We start from the raw sequence: 16,463 nt of genomic DNA on the forward strand, positions 1-16,463 counted from the left end.
CGGTTTTTATTGACTGGCAGGCTATCCGTTGCATTTGATAATAGGATTTGGTATGCAACCACGAGTTTTAATTGTTACAACTGAAGCCCCGGACGTGCTGTTTAGCGGTCTTGGTTTTTTTAATGAACACTTTTGGACGGAATTAAAACGGCGTAATTATCCTTTTAAAGTGTTGTATCTGAATAATCAAAAGACAGCACATTCTCAGTTAGCTGATTATGAGATTGCAGTAGAACCGGCCTTACCCCTCGATTCATCGCTGGAGTCGCTCAGTCTTAACGTGGCCTGGAGTACAGCGCAAAAAATTCAGCCGATCCTCAATGAGTTCAAACCTGACATTATTTCGGTACATGAAAACTCGCCGCTATTGCCGTTCTTTTTTGAGCTAAACCGCGTTCAGTTCACGCTGCATTCCAGCTATATCGGTATGCAACACTATCTGACCCGGACACAAAAAGGAATGCAGCATTATTGGGAGCAAAGGATCGCCGTGCGGCAAAGTGGCGCGGTGGTTCTTCATAGCGATTGGGCCCATCGCTCTGTTATTCAGCATGTCTCGGCGGATATCGTCCCTCCTCACCTGTTTCCGATCGGTGTGAATTTTGCAGATTATCCGGCGGATAAAATTCCCCATCCTGAAGGTAAAGTCGTGATTAGCTTTTTTGGTCGCTTTACCGATATTGTGAAGAATTTCCTGATTTTCCGTGATGCCATCAATACACTTCCACCAACCTATCGGCAGCGCATAGAAGCCCGGGTTTATGGGCCTGAAAAAATCCCCGATTATATGGAAAAAGAAGGTTTTAAAGGTTTAACCTTTGTGCAAGGGGAAGAGAAAAAACGGGCGCTGGCGGAAACTGATATCGTCGTTTTCCCAAGTATGCAGGAAAGCTACGGTATTGTTGGTCTGGAAGCATTGTTGTCTAACTGCGCATTAATCGCCACGCCAGGATTAGGTATGGATAGTTATATGCAGCCGGAATATGCTTGCGAACCGACGATCGCCGCGATCCAAAAGCGAATTATTACTTATCTTTCGGATGTCGAGCAATTACGTAAAGACCAGAAGGCGCAGATATTCCGTAATAGTGTTAATCGACCGGAGTTTACGCTAAGCAAGATGACTGAGTCATATATTGGCGTTTGGCAGGAATTGCATAAGACGTTACAGAAAGAACAACAGTGAATTATTTTATTCAATATTCCCATAAACGCTGTTTTTCTTACAGCATAAATACTTGACCCAGACTTGATTGTGGGTCAGAGGCGGTCAATGACAAGTTGCCACGGTTACTTATCTTGTACTGTACCAAGTAAAAAACTCATTTACCTGGTACTCAACAACGATACCCTTAAATTGAGTATGTCGTTCCAGAACTGGCTGTTGATGATGATCCGTTTTATTATTGAGTTCGGTGACCGCCTGAGCGATCACCTTTAACATGACAGCAGTTATACAGCCCTACCATAACACCGGTCTTTACTTACTGACGAACGTAATGGCCGCCTACGGAAAGAACTGTTATATCATTACCTCGCTTGACGAAGACAACCCTATGCTCTTGAGTCAGCCGAAATGAATAAGTATCAGTAAAACCGTGAAGCTTTTCACAATTTGCATCCGAAACAGATTTCGCCGCTGTTTTTGGATCGTGCCCATAGTCCCTGACAAGACGACGCCATTCATAGTATTTTCTCATAGCGGCTTGCGGTACTTCGATATGTTTGTTTTGGCTATATCTGGTTCTTTGTTCAAGATCATCAAACTTGTAATACATAAATTCTCATCTCCTTGAAAGTGGCCCATGGTGAGAAGCGCTGCTCATTACAAAATTTAGCCTAATAATCTAACTATTCGTCGGTTAGAGCAACAATTGTTTTGATTAAGCGATCATGTATTACATGGCGATATTTTAGAATCTGGAGTTTAAGGGGCGGTGATTTCGACAAACAATAGGATGTTGTAACTATAATTTCCGTTAATAGTGGCAACTTTATTTCCAGACTGGAAATATTCCGAACATAAACGACGGCGTAAAAAAAACTAATGAATTGAATATACACGCTTATTTATCTGGCATAGCAATTGCTAAGTCATTAACGAGTCGTTTATAAAATTAAGGAAAGAGTATGTCTAATAACCGCAATTATCGATTCGATACCAAAATTGTTCACGCAGGACAACACCCGGACCCCGCGACAGGATCGCTCAGCACGCCAATTTTCCAGACATCAACATTTGTCTTTGATAATGCCGAACAAGGCGCTGCACGTTTTGCACTTGAAGAACCAGGTTATATTTATACTCGCCTGGGTAACCCCACCACAGATGCCCTTGAGCAAAAAATGGCCGTCCTTGAAGACGGAGAAGCCGCGCTGGCAACCGCTTCCGGAATTTCAGCAATTACGACAGCCCTGCTTACTCTGTGTCAGCAAGGCGATCATATTGTCTCTGCCAATGCAATTTATGGTTGCACGCACGCTTTTCTTTCCCACAGCATGCCGAAATTTGGCATTACCACAAGCTTTGTAGACGCAACCAATATTGCTGAACTAAAAGCAGCAATACGGCCAGAAACGAAGGTTGTTTATATCGAAACCCCAGCCAATCCAACACTGACACTGGTCGATATCGAAATGGTCGCGGGTATCGCGCATCAGCACGGCGCGCTGTTAATTGTCGATAACACCTTTATGTCGCCTTACGGTCAACAACCATTACGTCTGGGAGCAGATATTGTTGTACATAGCGTCACTAAATACATTAACGGTCACGGCGATGTAATTGGCGGTGTTATTGTTGGTAAAAAAGATTTTATCGATCAGGCGCGTTACGTTGGACTTAAGGATATTACAGGCGGATGTATGAGCCCGTTTAATGCCTGGCTGACCTTGCGTGGCGTTAAAACTCTCGGCGTCAGGATGGAACGTCACTCCAGCAACGCCATGAAAATTGCGCAGTTCCTTGAAAGCCATCCGGCAATTACCCATGTCTATTATCCTGGATTACTGGCTCACCCTCAGTACGATTTATATAAGCGACAAATGACTTTACCCGGCGGCGTCATCAGTTTCGAAATAGCCGGAGGATTTGAATCTGGCAGACGGATGATTAACGCGGTCAATTTATGTTTGCTGGCGGTAAGCCTTGGGGATACCGAAACGCTGATCCAACATCCGGCATCGATGACCCACTCTCCTGTGCCGCCAGAAGAACGATTAAAAGCAGGAATTACGGATGGAATGATTCGGCTTTCTGTAGGTCTGGAAGATCCTGACGATATTATTGATGACCTTCAGCAGGCAATCGCCACAGCCATCGCCGGAAATTAATTTAAAATATCAATGCCTGCCCTCTGCTTTATTGGCAGAGGGATTAGGATGGAGGCTCATTATGCAAATCAGCACGCAACAAACGGATAATTATGTAAATATTTCTCACACACTCACCAATAAACTCCCCTTTACACGCTATGACTTTGGTTGGGTCTTATTATGCATTGGCATGGCAATTGGCGCAGGTACTGTTTTAATGCCGGTGCAGATCGGGTTAAAAGGGATATGGGTTTTCATTACAGCATTTATTATTGCTTACCCTGCAACTTATATTGTGCAGGATATGTATCTTAAAACACTTTCTAAAAGTGAAACCTGCAACGATTATACTGATATTATAAGCCACTACCTGGGGAAAAACTGGGGCATTTTTTTAGGGGTTATCTACTTTTTGATGATTGTTCATGGAATATTCATCTACTCTCTTTCCGTCATTTTTGACAGCGCTTCGTACATCAGACACTTTGGTTTAACCGATAGCGACTTGTCACAATCCATTATCTATAAAATCATTGTTTTTTCTGTTTTAGTTGCCATTGCCTCTCGTGGAGAAAAAATATTATTTAAAATTTCCGGGCCAATGGTAATCATCAAAGTAGGGATTATTGTTATCCTGGGTTTTATCATGATTCCACACTGGAATTTTAATAATATCACTGCATTTCCGCCAATGAGTGATTTTTTCCGCGACGTTCTGTTGACCATCCCGTTTTGTTTTTTTTCAGCCGTCTTTATTCAGGTGTTGAATCCGATGAATATCGCGTATCGAAAAAGAGAAAAAGACAGGGTGATGGCCACCAGAATGGCCATCCGCACGCATCGAATCAGTTACATTGCACTGATAACCATCATATTATTCTTTTCATTCTCATTCACTTTTTCCATCAGCCATGAAGAAGCGGTTTCCGCATTTGAACAGAATATTTCCGCCCTGGCGCTGGCAACGCAAGTGATACCTGGAGAAATTATTCATCTTGCGTCGACAATATTAAATATCTTTGCAGTCCTGACCGCTTTTTTCGGTATTTATCTTGGTTTTCATGAAGCATTGAAAGGCATTGTGCTCAATATTCTAAGTCGGGTAATTAATGTTGAGAAAGTCAGCCCGCAAATGCTCACAGCAGGAATTGGGGTTTTTATTGTTGCCACACTGGTTGTCTGGGTTTCGTTTCGTGTATCCGTCCTGGTGTTTTTCCAGCTTGGAAGTCCATTGTACGGTATCGTCTCTTGTTTGATCCCAGTTTTCTTAATTTACAGTGTCAAGGCGCTAGAAAACCTGCGCGGAATCAGAACCTGGCTTATTTTTATCTACGGTATTCTACTCTGCCTCTCACCGCTGCTGAAACTCATCGAGTAGTATTTCGGACGCCCTCATTTTTTAGATGGGGGCGTTAATAAACCACATCTTGTTGGTAGCTGCGTATTTTATTCAAAACGGTAGTGTGCGAAACGCCCAGTACTTTAGCGATGCTGCGTGCAGAATTATTATCATCTAACATCTTTTCGATAATTTTACGTTCAGTTAAACGAACTTGCTCTTTTAAAGGCCCCATATTCTCACTGTGGCTTTGTAGGTTCTCACGGCATGTAGAATTCATCCATTTCAGCTCTTCCATTGTCACTATTCCACTGTCCGACATATGCATCAAACGGATTATAATATTCTCCAGTTCTCTGATGTTACCCGGCCATGTGTAATGCTGCAAAAATTCCAGACTATGTTTATCAAAAACCAATGCTCGCCTGAACTTGCAAGCATGCTTTTGCAGAAAATGATCAATTAATAACGTAATATCTTGCGGATGCTGGCGAAGCGGCGGGATCGTTAACGAAAGAATATTTATTCGATAGTAGAGGTCGGCACGTAACTGACGATTCAACATCATCTCTTCCAGGTTTGCATTAGTGGCTACGATAACCCGGGTATCGAAAGAGACAATCTGAGAACTGCCTATACGCCGGATACCGCTATCCTGCAAAACGCGCAGTAGTTTTGCCTGCATACTTAGTGGCATTTCGCCAAATTCATCAAGAAACAGCGTGCCTTTATCCGCCATTTCAAACAATCCTTTCTTCCCTTTACCATCGGCCCCGGTGAACGCGCCTTTCTCGTAACCAAAGAACTCACTTTCCATCAGTTCTTCAGGAATAGTCGAACAGTTTACCGGAATAAAAGCGTGTAAACGCCGTGACCCACAATTATGAATAGCGCGCGCCAGCAACTCTTTCCCTGTTCCCGTTTCACCGCGAATCAATACGGTAAAACGACTTTCGGAAAACTTTATCGCTTTTTCTATAAGCGATTGCATTTGCTGGCTTTCACTAATGATATCAGTAAAATACTCGCTCGGTTTTACTGATATATGAGAAGAGATCCCACCATCGGTACTAAAATGCTCAATATTAATAATGTCAGGATGATTACTTAACCGTGTCACCACACTATTTATATCTCCAGTATGACGACACATTGATTTAATCAGAATACGACCGGCTGTCACTTTCATTGAAATAATATTAAAATTATAAAATGAAAACTCTTTTAAAACGTCTTCTATCATTGAAATACGGTCAATGGTTTTTATATTCCAGCGTATTGTAAACACATAAGCTCCATTGCATTTATTGAACACATCGACTGGCATTTTACTGCAAGGAGGAGGATGTTCTGCCAAAGGCATCACAGAGTTGAGGAAAATCTCAATGAAGAACGACGTTAAAGGAGAGGGTTGCGTAAAATCCAGAGACTGAAAAAAAGAATATAGTGTAACCTGTTGAGAATAAAAAATATTGTTAATGCCCATGACTCCTATGGACATTAACTAATGTTAACACTGTTCATTTGCCGCCCTGGAAATGCAGTATAATCAATGGGAATTAACGTCTTGCCGCATCAAAAGCGGTATACATTTGACTCACTTTTGAACCCTGATGCAAGGACGACATGTTTTGCTTAAGCGTTTCGAGTCTGATATTGACTTTACGGATCAACTCTTCAGTACCGTTCATAAGTTCGCGTACCTGGCTTCTGATACGCTCGCGTTCGATTTCAGACAGCGTTACCCCACTGGTGCCAGTCATTAAGTCTTCCGCTTTCGCCAGAAAGATATCCAGAAGCGCTAAAAAGGCATCCCATTTTTCTTCACGCACCATCGTTAACATCGACTGGTTCATGTCGAACAAATTATCATAATGTGAAATCAAATTAGTCACGTCTCCCCCGGGTTTGCTGTGGGTCAATTTCTTCCCAGGTTTCTGCAAGCCGCATTAATAGTTGATCGACATGCTTCAGCAATTCAGGATCGTTCGTCCGGTTAGCCTGAAACAATGTACGTGACATATACTCATAAAGTTGTTCGAGTTCGTCTGCAATATGCAGACCTTTTTCATGATCGAGCGAGGTCCGTAAGCCATTATCAATAATATTAATCGCTTTTGAGATCATCTCCCCGCGACGCGCAATATTACCCTGCGCAAAATAGATAATCGCTTTCTGGATTGCGCTATGAATACCATCAAACAGCATAGAAATAAGCTGATGTGGGGTTGCTCCTGCCAGTTTGCTCTGTAGCGAAACTTTTTTGTAGGCTTCTGCGCCCTGTGAAGTGTACATATGTGACTCCTGCGAGGCTGACGGAATATCGCTCCGTCAGCCTTTACTCTATTAAAGAGTTGATAAAAGAGAGGTTAATTGCGAGTTCATGCTGTTCATTTTTGACATCGCGGTATCCAGATTCTGGAACTGGATGCGATAACGCTCAACCTGAGCATCGATCAGCTTCTGGGTCTTATCAATTTGCTGCTGAACCACCTTGTTTTGTGAATCAAGACCGTCAGTGGTGGTCTTGATCAGCCCGGTTTTATCATCGCTACCAGTACCAATATAGCTACTGATGATATTTCCCAGCGTGGTTGCCATGCCTTCATTACTGCCATGACCCACAAACATATTGGCGATCTGGTCCGGATCGTCAGCTATCGCTTTATCCAGCTTGTCTTCATCCAGCGTCATCTGTCCGGTTGCGGCATCAATTTTTGATACCCAGATCGGCTAATGAACCATAATCAGCGCCAGAATCACCGTAAACGCCGTTTACCGTAGAACGAATTTGACTGACCATTCCGCGCAGCGTGGAATCGCCCATCAACGCCCCGCTCTTGGTGCTGGGCGTTGCGACAGCATCATCACTCAGGCCGGAGGTATCATTTTTGACATATTTACTGGCGGCAGTTGTTGCTGACAACAGCGCATTGTATTGCTTAACAAAATCCTTAAGGTTGGTTTTAATGGCGGAGGTATCAGCCGTTAATGTCAACTGCTCGGATTGTAATTTGGTTGGATCATTTTTATCGGCTTCAGAAACGGCATTCAGCTTCAGGGTCACGCCGTCAATGATGTCAGTAATGTTGTTATTGGAACGGGTAAAGTCAGTACCATCAACAGACAGTTTGGCGTCTTTAGCATCCGACACCGAAATCATCTTGTCACCGAAACCGGGCTTCCCCGGATCAGGTACACCTTGATCGTCCTGATGCTGGCCGCCCGCCGAGGTATCCATGATGTCAGCAAGATTCTGGTCGCCATCGACCTTAACGCTCATTTCACCGTCGCTGCCGGTGGTTTTTGAACTCAGAACCAGTTGATAACCATTGTCTGCGTGCTGAACGCTGGCACTGACATCGCCATTTTGCTTGTTGATAGCCTTGGCGATGCTGTTTAACGAAGTCTCATCATCATTAAGCTCAACTTCGGTGGTTTTTCCGTCTTTTTGCGTAATGGTGATCTTTCTTGTTCCACCACTAGTTGTCGTCCCCAGAGCAGTGTCACCACTGGTTTGGGTTGCCGTTTTCAGTTTATGGGCAGATGCCAGTTGTTCCACGGTAATTTCATGAGTATCCGCCAGCGCGCCAGTACCTGCCGTTGCGGTAAAAGCTTTGTTGGTACTCACTTTCAGGGTATTAAACGCATCACCACCTAATGACTTCACCGATTTTTGCAGCGTAGACAACAGCCCTGAGAGCGTTCCCCAGGCTGAAATCTTCGCTTTATAGCTGTTCTGAAGACTGGTATAGGGCGTCAGGCGCTGCTGTTCGCTGGCTTTCAGTTGCTCCAGCATTGATGCGGTATCGATCCCTGAACCGATTCCCAGTGATGATATACCCATGTTGTTTCTCCTGAGGGGTTGTGATTTTTAAGAATCTCTACCCTATATCGGCATAAAAACAGACTGGATAAATATTTAACCTTTTTTCAACAAAGTAATAAATGAAATGATTAACCTTCTTTATTTTGTCCTCTTACATTTCCGCCAAATTTTTTACTTTTTTTTATCTCATTCGCTTTAGCCACTTTATTTCCACGCCGATATCTGTGGTATGCGGGAGTTACAACGCATATTCAGTTTAAATTCTATTCCGGGCGGATCGCACCGCCAAGTTTTAATTGAGGATATATCATGTCACAGGTCATTAATACCAACGCGCTGAGTCTGGTTGCACAGAACAACCTGAATAAATCTCAGTCCACTCTCGGCACTGCGATCCAACGCCTGTCTTCTGGTCTGCGTATTAACAGCGCAAAAGACGATGCTGCTGGCCAGGCTATCAGCAACCGTTTCACCGCCAGCATCTCTGGTCTGACTCAGGCTTCCCGCAACGCTAACGACGGTATCTCTATCGCTCAGACCACTGAAGGTGCGCTGAACGAAGTGAACGATAACCTGCAGAACATCCGTCGTCTGACTGTTCAGGCACAGAACGGCACTAACTCCGATTCTGACCGTCAGTCTATCCAGGACGAAATCGATGCCCGTATGGCTGAAATCAACCGTATCTCCGATCAGACTGAGTTTAACGGCGTTAAAGTCCTCAGCCAGGATCAGTCTCTGTCTATTCAGGTGGGTTCTAACGATAGCGAAACTATCGATATCGATCTGACCAAAATGGATGCAAACACTCTCAATATGACTAATTTCACCGTTGATGGTGCAACCGGTACATTGACTAAAGCCACCTCTATGCAGGTGGATGAAGGTTATAAATACGATGCTGCACATCTGAAAGATGCAGGTGCTGGCGCAATTTCTGATATCACGGATATTGTTAAAGATGACACAGGCAAGCTGTATGCGGTTGATCCTTCAAAAGGTGCAGCTAATGCATACTGTGAAATCAAGGATGATGGCAATGGTAATTTAAACTTTGACAGCACGAAAGGCGTTGCTGCACCGGCTAAATTTACGTCTGTTATGGGCGAAACAGCTCAGCAGTCAGTCGCTCTGACTGCTCCCGCAAATTCAGAAATTGATACCGATGGTAAAGGCAATTACTTTATCAAGAACACAACCACCGGTAACATGACCAGAGCAAAAATCGATATTGATAAAACGACTGCCGTATATACAGCAACAGTGGCCGATACCGGTAAAAATGCAACCAACACTGCCGATCCGCTGAAAGCTATCGATTCGGCGCTGTCTCAGGTTGACAAACTGCGTTCCGGCCTCGGTGCCGTACAGAACCGTTTCGATTCTGTTATCAGCAACCTGAACAACACCGTTAACAACCTGTCCGAGTCCCGTTCTCGCATTCTGGACGCTGACTTCGCGTCTGAAGTGTCTGAAATGAGCCGCGCGAACATTCTGCAGTCTGCCGGTACTTCTGTGCTGGCACAGGCTAACCAGGTTCCGCAGAACGTTCTGCAGCTTCTGCGTTAATCCTTTATTGACAAAATAGTTCTGTCGATAATTCCAACCAGCCCGGTATCCCCGCGGGCTGGTTTTATTTTTATCCAGTCGTTAATATTTATTATTGCCTGACAGCCATTTTGCTCAAACAATCCGAAAACAAATATTTCCTCTCCTGCTGCCTGCGCCCAACCTCACTCCCTAGCTCAGATTATTAATAATCTAAAATAAAATTTTTTATATTTCTGATAAATGCTCTTTAGCCATTTTATGGCTGCGCCGATATATAGGGTATGCGGCAGTTACAACGCATATTCAGTTTAAATTCTATTCCGGGCGGATCGCACCGCCAGGTTCTCATTGAGGATATATCATGTCACAGGTCATTAATACCAACGCGCTGAGCCTGGTTGCACAGAACAACCTGAACAAATCTCAGTCCACTCTCGGCACTGCGATCCAACGCCTGTCTTCTGGTCTGCGTATTAACAGCGCAAAAGACGATGCTGCTGGTCAGGCTATCAGCAACCGTTTCACCGCCAGCATCTCTGGTCTGACTCAGGCTTCCCGCAACGCTAACGACGGTATCTCTATCGCTCAGACCACTGAAGGTGCGCTGAACGAAGTGAACGATAACCTGCAGAATATCCGTCGCCTGACTGTTCAGGCACAGAACGGCACTAACTCCGAGTCTGACCGTCAGTCCATCCAGGACGAAATCGATGCCCGTCTGTCTGAAATCAACCGTATCTCCGATCAGACTGAATTTAACGGCGTTAAAGTTCTCAGCCAGGATCAGTCTCTGTCTATTCAGGTAGGTTCTAACGATAAAGAAACTATCGACATCGATCTGACCCAGATGGATGCCAACACTCTCAATATGACTAATTTCAACGTTGCGGGTCCGGACGTTGCGACTCTTCATAACTCCGAAGATGCCAACGGCAAAATAACCGTTGACGAAGGCTATAAGTATGATGTGGCTCAGGCTGCAGACAAGAATGTCGCCCCCGTCAAAGCAGATGATATCGTTAAAGATGATGCAGGTAAGATCTATGCCCAGGTTGGTACCGATGCTAATCCGGCAAATAACAAGTACTATGAAATCATTGATGACGGGAAAGGCAGTTTTTCCTTCGATAGTACAGGTGGTGTAGGTACGGCTTTCACTCAAGCTACCGCTCCTAAAACAGTACAAGGTCAGGAAGCAACTCAGCTGATTACGCCGGCAGGCGTACCGGCCGGCTCTACCCTGAAAGACGATGGTAAAGGTAACTACTATCTTGATGACGGTAAAGGTGGTTTAACTAAGGCTGATGTCACCATTGACAAAGCTGTACCGACAGCATACAAGGCTACAGTAACCGATACCGGCGTAAACGCAGCCAATACCACCGATCCGCTGAAAGCTATCGATGCTGCGCTGTCTCAGGTTGACAAACTGCGTTCTGGCCTCGGTGCCGTACAGAACCGTTTCGATTCTGTTATCAGCAACCTGAACAACACCGTTAACAACCTGTCCGAGTCCCGTTCTCGCATTCTGGACGCTGACTTCGCGTCTGAAGTGTCTGAAATGAGCCGTGCGAACATCCTGCAGTCTGCGGGTACTTCTGTGCTGGCACAGGCTAACCAGGTTCCGCAGAACGTTCTGCAGCTTCTGCGTTAATAGGCCCCCCCCCTGGCAGAATGATTCTGCCAGCGTGCCCCCCGACCAGCCCGGATCTTCCTCCTGGGCTGGTTTTTTATCATTAAGTACCCGCCATCATCTTAACGACTGGAAATAAAACGCATTAATACTCGGAATAGTCATTTTCTTGATAAGAATATTTATCGTAAGTAATAATAAAAATGATTACACCTGGCCATTTTGAAAAAAATGCAGGATCGAACACATCGACATTGCCGCCAGCTTATCTCTATTACGAATAATTATTGCGTCTTAGTATTAAACTCTGAATATATTTCATATCGAAGTTTCTCAATCATGATTTCCTTAATATAGTGTATTATACTGACCACTAAGGATGTTAGATCCCAACAGTACCTTTACTACTGATGAACAACACCAGTCAGGTAATCAGGAATATACGCGAGGACCGCGCACTAATGGAAATCTGTACTCATTCTACACCACCTGTATTTGTCATGGCCCTGTGTGAGTATTTCACATTTGGGATGAAGCATCTTTTCTCCGACAACAACATTAACTTGTCGTTTATTCATCGAATTGATCAAGTCACTATCGGTATGGATGATACGCTGACCATTATGCTAGTGCTTGATATGTCAGGGACCGAATCGCTGCGTATCTTCAAAGACGCCGTCGACTTTCTTATCCAGATTAATAGCCGTAAACGCGTTGGCGTGCTGGTCAGCCGCTATAACTCCTATCTGACGTATTACATCTCGCGCAAGTTTGCCGGTAAGGTGACTTTTTTTAACTCTCATAACCTGCGCTCCGGTCTTTTTCAGCGTAACTTCCAGACCTGGCTACGGGGTAAAACATTCCGTCCGATGCATACGATTAATCGCTACCGGGACGAACGTTATGGTTTTTCCCTGAAAGAATGGATTTGTCTGGTGCTTCCCCTTGCCGGGGAATCAATAAGCGAAATGTCCCGCTGCATGAAAATACCGGAACCGACGCTGTATCAGATCAGACGCGGCGCGCTAAAAAAATTAGGTCTGAGTTCATACAGGCAATTTTGCGAACTGTATATCAGCGGGGAGATCCGCACAGAAAACGACAAAATTTTAAGACAAAAATACTGAGGCTTCCGGGTTCACAACGGCTGTGAGGCTGGGCTATCTCATCGCAGTCATAATTTGTAGAAGATTATCAAAGATGGTAGCCATCAGGCTTTCAAAAAGCGGACCAAAAGAGTACATCATCAGCGATAACGCCAGTAAGCCAACGCTGAGTGAAATAGGAAAACCGATCACAAAAACTGAAAGTTGCGGCGTCAGACGGTTAATAATGCCAAGTGTCAGGTTAATGCAGAGCAGTAACGCCACAATAGGTAACGCCAGTATCAAGCCGCTACTAAAAATAAGCCCCGCCAGTTTTACAAAAGCCAGATAAGCAGACGCATTGGGTAACGAGGCCGCAACGGGCAAAATATCAAAGCTTCGGGCGATAATCTCCAGAAGGTAAAGATGTCCGTTGGCGATTAAAAAGATCAGCGTAGCCAGTAAATTAAGAAAGCGGGCAATAACGGGCATATTCTGCCCACCGGCACGGTCATAGAAGGTGGCAAATGAAAGTCCCATCTGCAGGCCAATAAGTTCGCCCGCGTGGCGGACAGCCACAAAAATCAACTGAATGATTAAGCCGGTGATAAGGCCAATAATGAGCTGCCCCGCCCCTGTCAGAAATCCCTCATACGAAACAATACGAATATTGCTCTCAGGTAATATGGGGGCTATCTGAAAGGCTATGAGTGCCGACAGCGCAATTTTGACCTTTTTATTGATCGATTTGTCATTAAAGATCGGCGCTGACGTAAAAAGAGCCAGGATACGCAAAAACGGGAAGAAATACTGACCGATATGCAGGTAAAGATCAGCCAGAGAGAGTGTGAGCATAACTAACGAATCAGATAAGGCAGGCTGTTAAATAGCCCGTGCATATAATCAAGCATGACGCTTAACATCCAGGGGCCAAGGGCAATAATGACCACCACGAGCAGCAATATTTTGGGAATAAACGATAATGTCATCTCGTTTATTTGCGTGGACGCCTGGAGAATACTGATAACCAACCCGGCAACCAACGACGCCAGTAATAACGGGGCAGCAATCATCAGACCGACTTTAATGGCCTGGAATCCCATCGCCATAACTTGTTCTTCTGTCATCTCTTCTCCTCGTCAGCTAAAAAAACTTTGAGCCAGTGAACCAATCAGCAACTGCCAGCCGTCGACCAGAACAAACAACATCAATTTAAAAGGTAATGAGATTGTCGCAGGCGGCACCATCATCATCCCCAGCGCCATCAACACACTGGCGACCACAAGGTCGATAATCAAAAACGGAATAAAGATGGTAAAGCCAATCTGGAAACCTGTTTTCAATTCACTGGTGACAAACGCCGGAACCAGCAGACTTAGCGGCACATCTTCCGGTCCGGCGAAGTTTTGCTGATGAGCGATGCGGGTATACAAAGCCAGATCATCCTGACGCGTTTGTTGCAGCATAAATTCCCGCAGCGGCTGAATGCCTTTATCGATGGCGACCTGAGCGGTGATTTTATCCTGACTTAAAGGCATCCACGCGTCGTCATAGATTTTATTAAACACGGGCGACATAACATAAAAAGTGAGGAACAGCGCCAGACCTAACAGCACCTGGTTTGGTGGTGTTGATGACGTTCCCAACGCGTTACGCAGCAATCCCAACACAATGATGATGCGCGTAAAACCGGTCATCATCAGCAAAATAGCGGGCAGAAAGGTTAGCGACGTCAGCAGGACCAGCGTCTGTACCGGTAAAGACCAGCCTTCCCCACCTGCAGGGCGAGTTAACAGAATGTCGCTATTAGCAGCGAATGCGCTATGTACAGGAAACCCGATGCCAAACACCATGACCAACAGGCCACAGATAATCGACATTACCCGCCATGACGGTTTTATTTTATTGCTGATTGCCATAACGCCCTCGCAGACTGTTTGCCAGCACTGTCTGAAAACAGTCAACCAGCGAGCTACGGGACTGCGGTTGATCAACAGCCGCAAAATTTTCTTCGACTGTTTTTTTGTCGATGGCGCTCAGACAGGAGATATTTTCTGCCGTCACGCCAAGCAGTAACCATTGATTTCCCACTTCCACAAGAACCAGGCGTTCACGCGGCCCCAGAGACTGGCTGAATTTAATATTTAACAGCGCATTGCGGCCATTTTTTTTCCCTGAGATACCGCCAGAACGACGTAAATACCAGAGTAAAAGAAGTAACCCGAATATTATCAGGCAGAGGATACCGCCGGTATGCATCCATACCGACGACATGCTGGTTGTTGAAGCGGTGGGTAAAACTGTATGGGTACTATTGATCATTATCTGCTCAGGCGATAAATACGTTCAGATGGCGTAATAATATCGGTAATACGAATACCGAATTTATCCGACACCACAACCACTTCTCCCTGTGCAATAAGATAACCATTAATCAAAATATCCAGAGGTTCACCCGCCAGACCTTCCAGCGCAACCACAGACCCCTGGCTCAGTGCCAGAAGTTCCTTGATGGTCATACGGGTTCTGCCAAGTTCTACCGTCATTCTGACCGGAATATCCATAACCAGATTCAGGTCAGAGGCAATCGCTTTCGCCCCGTCCATCACGCCCGTCGTTCCTGCGGATTCGCGCTGTTCTTCCAGTGCGTCTGCCCAGGCCGTATCTGCGGGAGTAGAGGTAGTGCCCGCCTGTTCATTCTTGCTCATGCGAGCTCTCCTTAGAAAAAGGTGCTAATGCTGTATTAAAAAGTTCTTCTACCTGCAAGGCGTACTGATTGCTTGCGCTGCCATATTTCCCGGACAGTACCCGCACGCCATCAACATAAGCTTCAGCGATTTCAGGTTTATCTAACGGTAAAATATCGTGTTGCTTGAGGCTCATAATTTGTGACAGTCGCATCTGTACGTCGGATAAATTCACCACCAGTTCCAGTTCCGTATTTCTGACCTGTGAAGCCAGCGTATTACGCCAGTTTTGATCTTCCTGCCAGGCGTTTTCCTGTGGTGGACTGGTAAGCAAAGAACGTATTGGCTCAATAACGTTGAACGGGATGCAGATATCCATCTGGACACACTCGGAACCCAGTTCGATATAAAACGGCGTTGTAATCACAATATCATTCGGTGACGACGTAATATTGGTGAATTTCACCTGCATTTCTGAGCGAATATATTCTGTTTTAAGGCCATAAACCGTACTCCAGGCAAAGTCATAAGACTCCAGAGCAATTGACAAAATACGCTGAATAATACGTTGTTCAGTGGGGGTAAACTCCCGCCCATCCGCTTTTGTTTTAAAACGTCCGTCACCGCCAAATAAATTTTCCACCAACATAAACACCATATTGGGAGAAAAGACGAACAGCGCCGTCCCGCGCAAAGGTGACAGATGAATCAAATTAAGATTGGTCATCACCGGCAAATTACGCGCAAACTCATGATAAGGCTGGACCCGAATATTACCGGTAGTGACGTCCAGACTGCGGTGCAACACGTTGAACGCGCCGACACGAAACTGGCGGGCAAAACGTTCATTAATGAATTCCAGCGTGCTAAGTCTTTCATGAACAACGCGTCGTTGCGTCACCGGATCGTAAGGACGGATATCATCCTCAGGAGTCATGGCAGATAGAGTGTTTTCAGATGCGCCGTTACCACCGCCATTCAGAAGACTATCCACCTCATCCTGTGACAAAATATTGTCAGACAT

The 16,463-nt window shown here is 45.1% G+C and carries 19 protein-coding genes; 7 read left to right on the forward strand and 12 right to left on the reverse strand.

The window, feature by feature from the left end; genetic code table 11:
- Positions 1–94 precede the first annotated feature (94 nt).
- Together AACU94_RS23550 and AACU94_RS23555 are read left to right on the forward strand one after the other, a co-directional pair.
- On the forward strand, positions 95–1,186 hold the full coding sequence (locus AACU94_RS23550) for a glycosyltransferase family 4 protein (protein WP_339379193.1): 1,092 nt from the start codon (positions 95–97) through the stop codon (positions 1,184–1,186).
- Between the two features lie 87 nt (positions 1,187–1,273).
- On the forward strand, positions 1,274–1,441 hold the full coding sequence (locus AACU94_RS23555; RefSeq protein WP_167856163.1) for a hypothetical protein: 168 nt from the start codon (positions 1,274–1,276) through the stop codon (positions 1,439–1,441).
- Between the two features lie 43 nt (positions 1,442–1,484).
- Here the strand turns inward: AACU94_RS23555 and AACU94_RS23560 are convergent, their stop codons facing one another.
- Positions 1,485–1,778: a type II toxin-antitoxin system YoeB family toxin gene (locus tag AACU94_RS23560; RefSeq protein WP_135488333.1), complete on the reverse strand. Its 294-nt coding sequence runs from the start codon at positions 1,776–1,778 to the stop codon at positions 1,485–1,487.
- A gap of 352 nt (positions 1,779–2,130) precedes the next feature.
- Between AACU94_RS23560 and megL the strand changes: the two genes are divergently transcribed.
- Together megL and AACU94_RS23570 are read left to right on the forward strand one after the other, a co-directional pair.
- Positions 2,131–3,333 (forward strand): methionine gamma-lyase, encoded by a 1,203-nt coding sequence (gene megL, locus AACU94_RS23565; protein ID WP_135488334.1) that lies wholly within the window; start codon positions 2,131–2,133, stop codon positions 3,331–3,333.
- A 61-nt stretch (positions 3,334–3,394) separates the two neighbouring features.
- Positions 3,395–4,693, forward strand: a complete 1,299-nt coding sequence (locus AACU94_RS23570) for an aromatic amino acid transport family protein (RefSeq protein WP_135488335.1) — start codon at positions 3,395–3,397, stop codon at positions 4,691–4,693.
- Positions 4,694–4,727: 34 nt separating this feature from the next.
- Here AACU94_RS23570 and AACU94_RS23575 read toward each other — a convergent pair whose 3' ends face one another.
- The 5 genes from AACU94_RS23575 to fliD (AACU94_RS23595) all read right to left on the reverse strand — a co-directional run bounded on the left by AACU94_RS23575 (position 4,728) and on the right by fliD (AACU94_RS23595) (position 8,501).
- A complete protein-coding gene (locus AACU94_RS23575) occupies positions 4,728–6,140 on the reverse strand; it encodes a sigma-54 interaction domain-containing protein (protein WP_339379195.1) in 1,413 nt (470 codons plus the stop codon).
- A 73-nt stretch (positions 6,141–6,213) separates the two neighbouring features.
- Positions 6,214–6,549, reverse strand: a complete 336-nt coding sequence (locus AACU94_RS23580) for a flagellar protein FliT (RefSeq protein ID WP_135488336.1) — start codon at positions 6,547–6,549, stop codon at positions 6,214–6,216.
- A complete protein-coding gene (gene fliS, locus AACU94_RS23585) occupies positions 6,542–6,949 on the reverse strand; it encodes a flagellar export chaperone FliS (protein ID WP_135488337.1) in 408 nt (135 codons plus the stop codon). Before fliS ends, AACU94_RS23580 begins: the two co-directional genes overlap by 8 nt.
- Positions 6,950–7,000: 51 nt before the next feature.
- Positions 7,001–7,348 (reverse strand): flagellar filament capping protein FliD, encoded by a 348-nt coding sequence (gene fliD / locus AACU94_RS23590; RefSeq protein WP_276606026.1) that lies wholly within the window; start codon positions 7,346–7,348, stop codon positions 7,001–7,003.
- Positions 7,349–7,364: 16 nt separating this feature from the next.
- A complete protein-coding gene (gene fliD / locus AACU94_RS23595; RefSeq protein WP_276606027.1) occupies positions 7,365–8,501 on the reverse strand; it encodes a flagellar filament capping protein FliD in 1,137 nt (378 codons plus the stop codon).
- 291 nt (positions 8,502–8,792) lie between these two features.
- Between fliD (AACU94_RS23595) and AACU94_RS23600 the strand changes: the two genes are divergently transcribed.
- From AACU94_RS23600 to AACU94_RS23610, 3 genes are all read left to right on the forward strand, one after another.
- Positions 8,793–10,052, forward strand: a complete 1,260-nt coding sequence (locus AACU94_RS23600; protein WP_135488338.1) for a FliC/FljB family flagellin — start codon at positions 8,793–8,795, stop codon at positions 10,050–10,052.
- Between the two features lie 343 nt (positions 10,053–10,395).
- The gene (locus tag AACU94_RS23605) at positions 10,396–11,688 is read left to right on the forward strand and encodes a FliC/FljB family flagellin (protein ID WP_135488339.1); all 1,293 of its coding nucleotides are present in this window, start codon (positions 10,396–10,398) and stop codon (positions 11,686–11,688) included.
- Positions 11,689–12,128: 440 nt separating this feature from the next.
- Positions 12,129–12,794, forward strand: a complete 666-nt coding sequence (locus tag AACU94_RS23610) for a hypothetical protein (RefSeq protein ID WP_135488340.1) — start codon at positions 12,129–12,131, stop codon at positions 12,792–12,794.
- A gap of 33 nt (positions 12,795–12,827) precedes the next feature.
- On the opposite strand, the gene fliR is transcribed toward AACU94_RS23610, so the two are convergent.
- The 6 genes from fliR to fliM are packed head-to-tail and all read right to left on the reverse strand — an operon-like array spanning position 12,828 to position 16,463.
- Positions 12,828–13,607, reverse strand: coding sequence for a flagellar biosynthetic protein FliR (fliR, locus tag AACU94_RS23615; RefSeq protein WP_135488341.1), 780 nt, complete (start codon positions 13,605–13,607; stop codon positions 12,828–12,830).
- 2 nt (positions 13,608–13,609) lie between these two features.
- A complete protein-coding gene (gene fliQ / locus AACU94_RS23620; RefSeq protein WP_130224542.1) occupies positions 13,610–13,879 on the reverse strand; it encodes a flagellar biosynthesis protein FliQ in 270 nt (89 codons plus the stop codon).
- 12 nt (positions 13,880–13,891) lie between these two features.
- The gene (gene fliP / locus AACU94_RS23625; RefSeq protein ID WP_445298359.1) at positions 13,892–14,653 is read right to left on the reverse strand and encodes a flagellar type III secretion system pore protein FliP; all 762 of its coding nucleotides are present in this window, start codon (positions 14,651–14,653) and stop codon (positions 13,892–13,894) included.
- A 1-nt stretch (position 14,654) separates the two neighbouring features.
- A complete protein-coding gene (fliO, locus tag AACU94_RS23630; protein WP_135488342.1) occupies positions 14,655–15,074 on the reverse strand; it encodes a flagellar biosynthetic protein FliO in 420 nt (139 codons plus the stop codon).
- Positions 15,074–15,460 carry a flagellar motor switch protein FliN gene (gene fliN / locus AACU94_RS23635; RefSeq protein ID WP_130209631.1) on the reverse strand — a complete coding sequence of 129 codons (387 nt, stop codon included), beginning with the start codon at positions 15,458–15,460 and terminating at the stop codon, positions 15,074–15,076. Before fliN ends, fliO begins: the two co-directional genes overlap by 1 nt.
- Positions 15,447–16,463 carry a flagellar motor switch protein FliM gene (fliM, locus tag AACU94_RS23640; RefSeq protein ID WP_135488343.1) on the reverse strand — a complete coding sequence of 339 codons (1,017 nt, stop codon included), beginning with the start codon at positions 16,461–16,463 and terminating at the stop codon, positions 15,447–15,449. The genes fliN and fliM overlap by 14 nt, the downstream gene beginning before the upstream one ends.

The sequence above is a fragment of the Escherichia sp. E4702 genome (assembly GCF_963883545.1).
GTDB lineage: Bacteria > Pseudomonadota > Gammaproteobacteria > Enterobacterales > Enterobacteriaceae > Escherichia.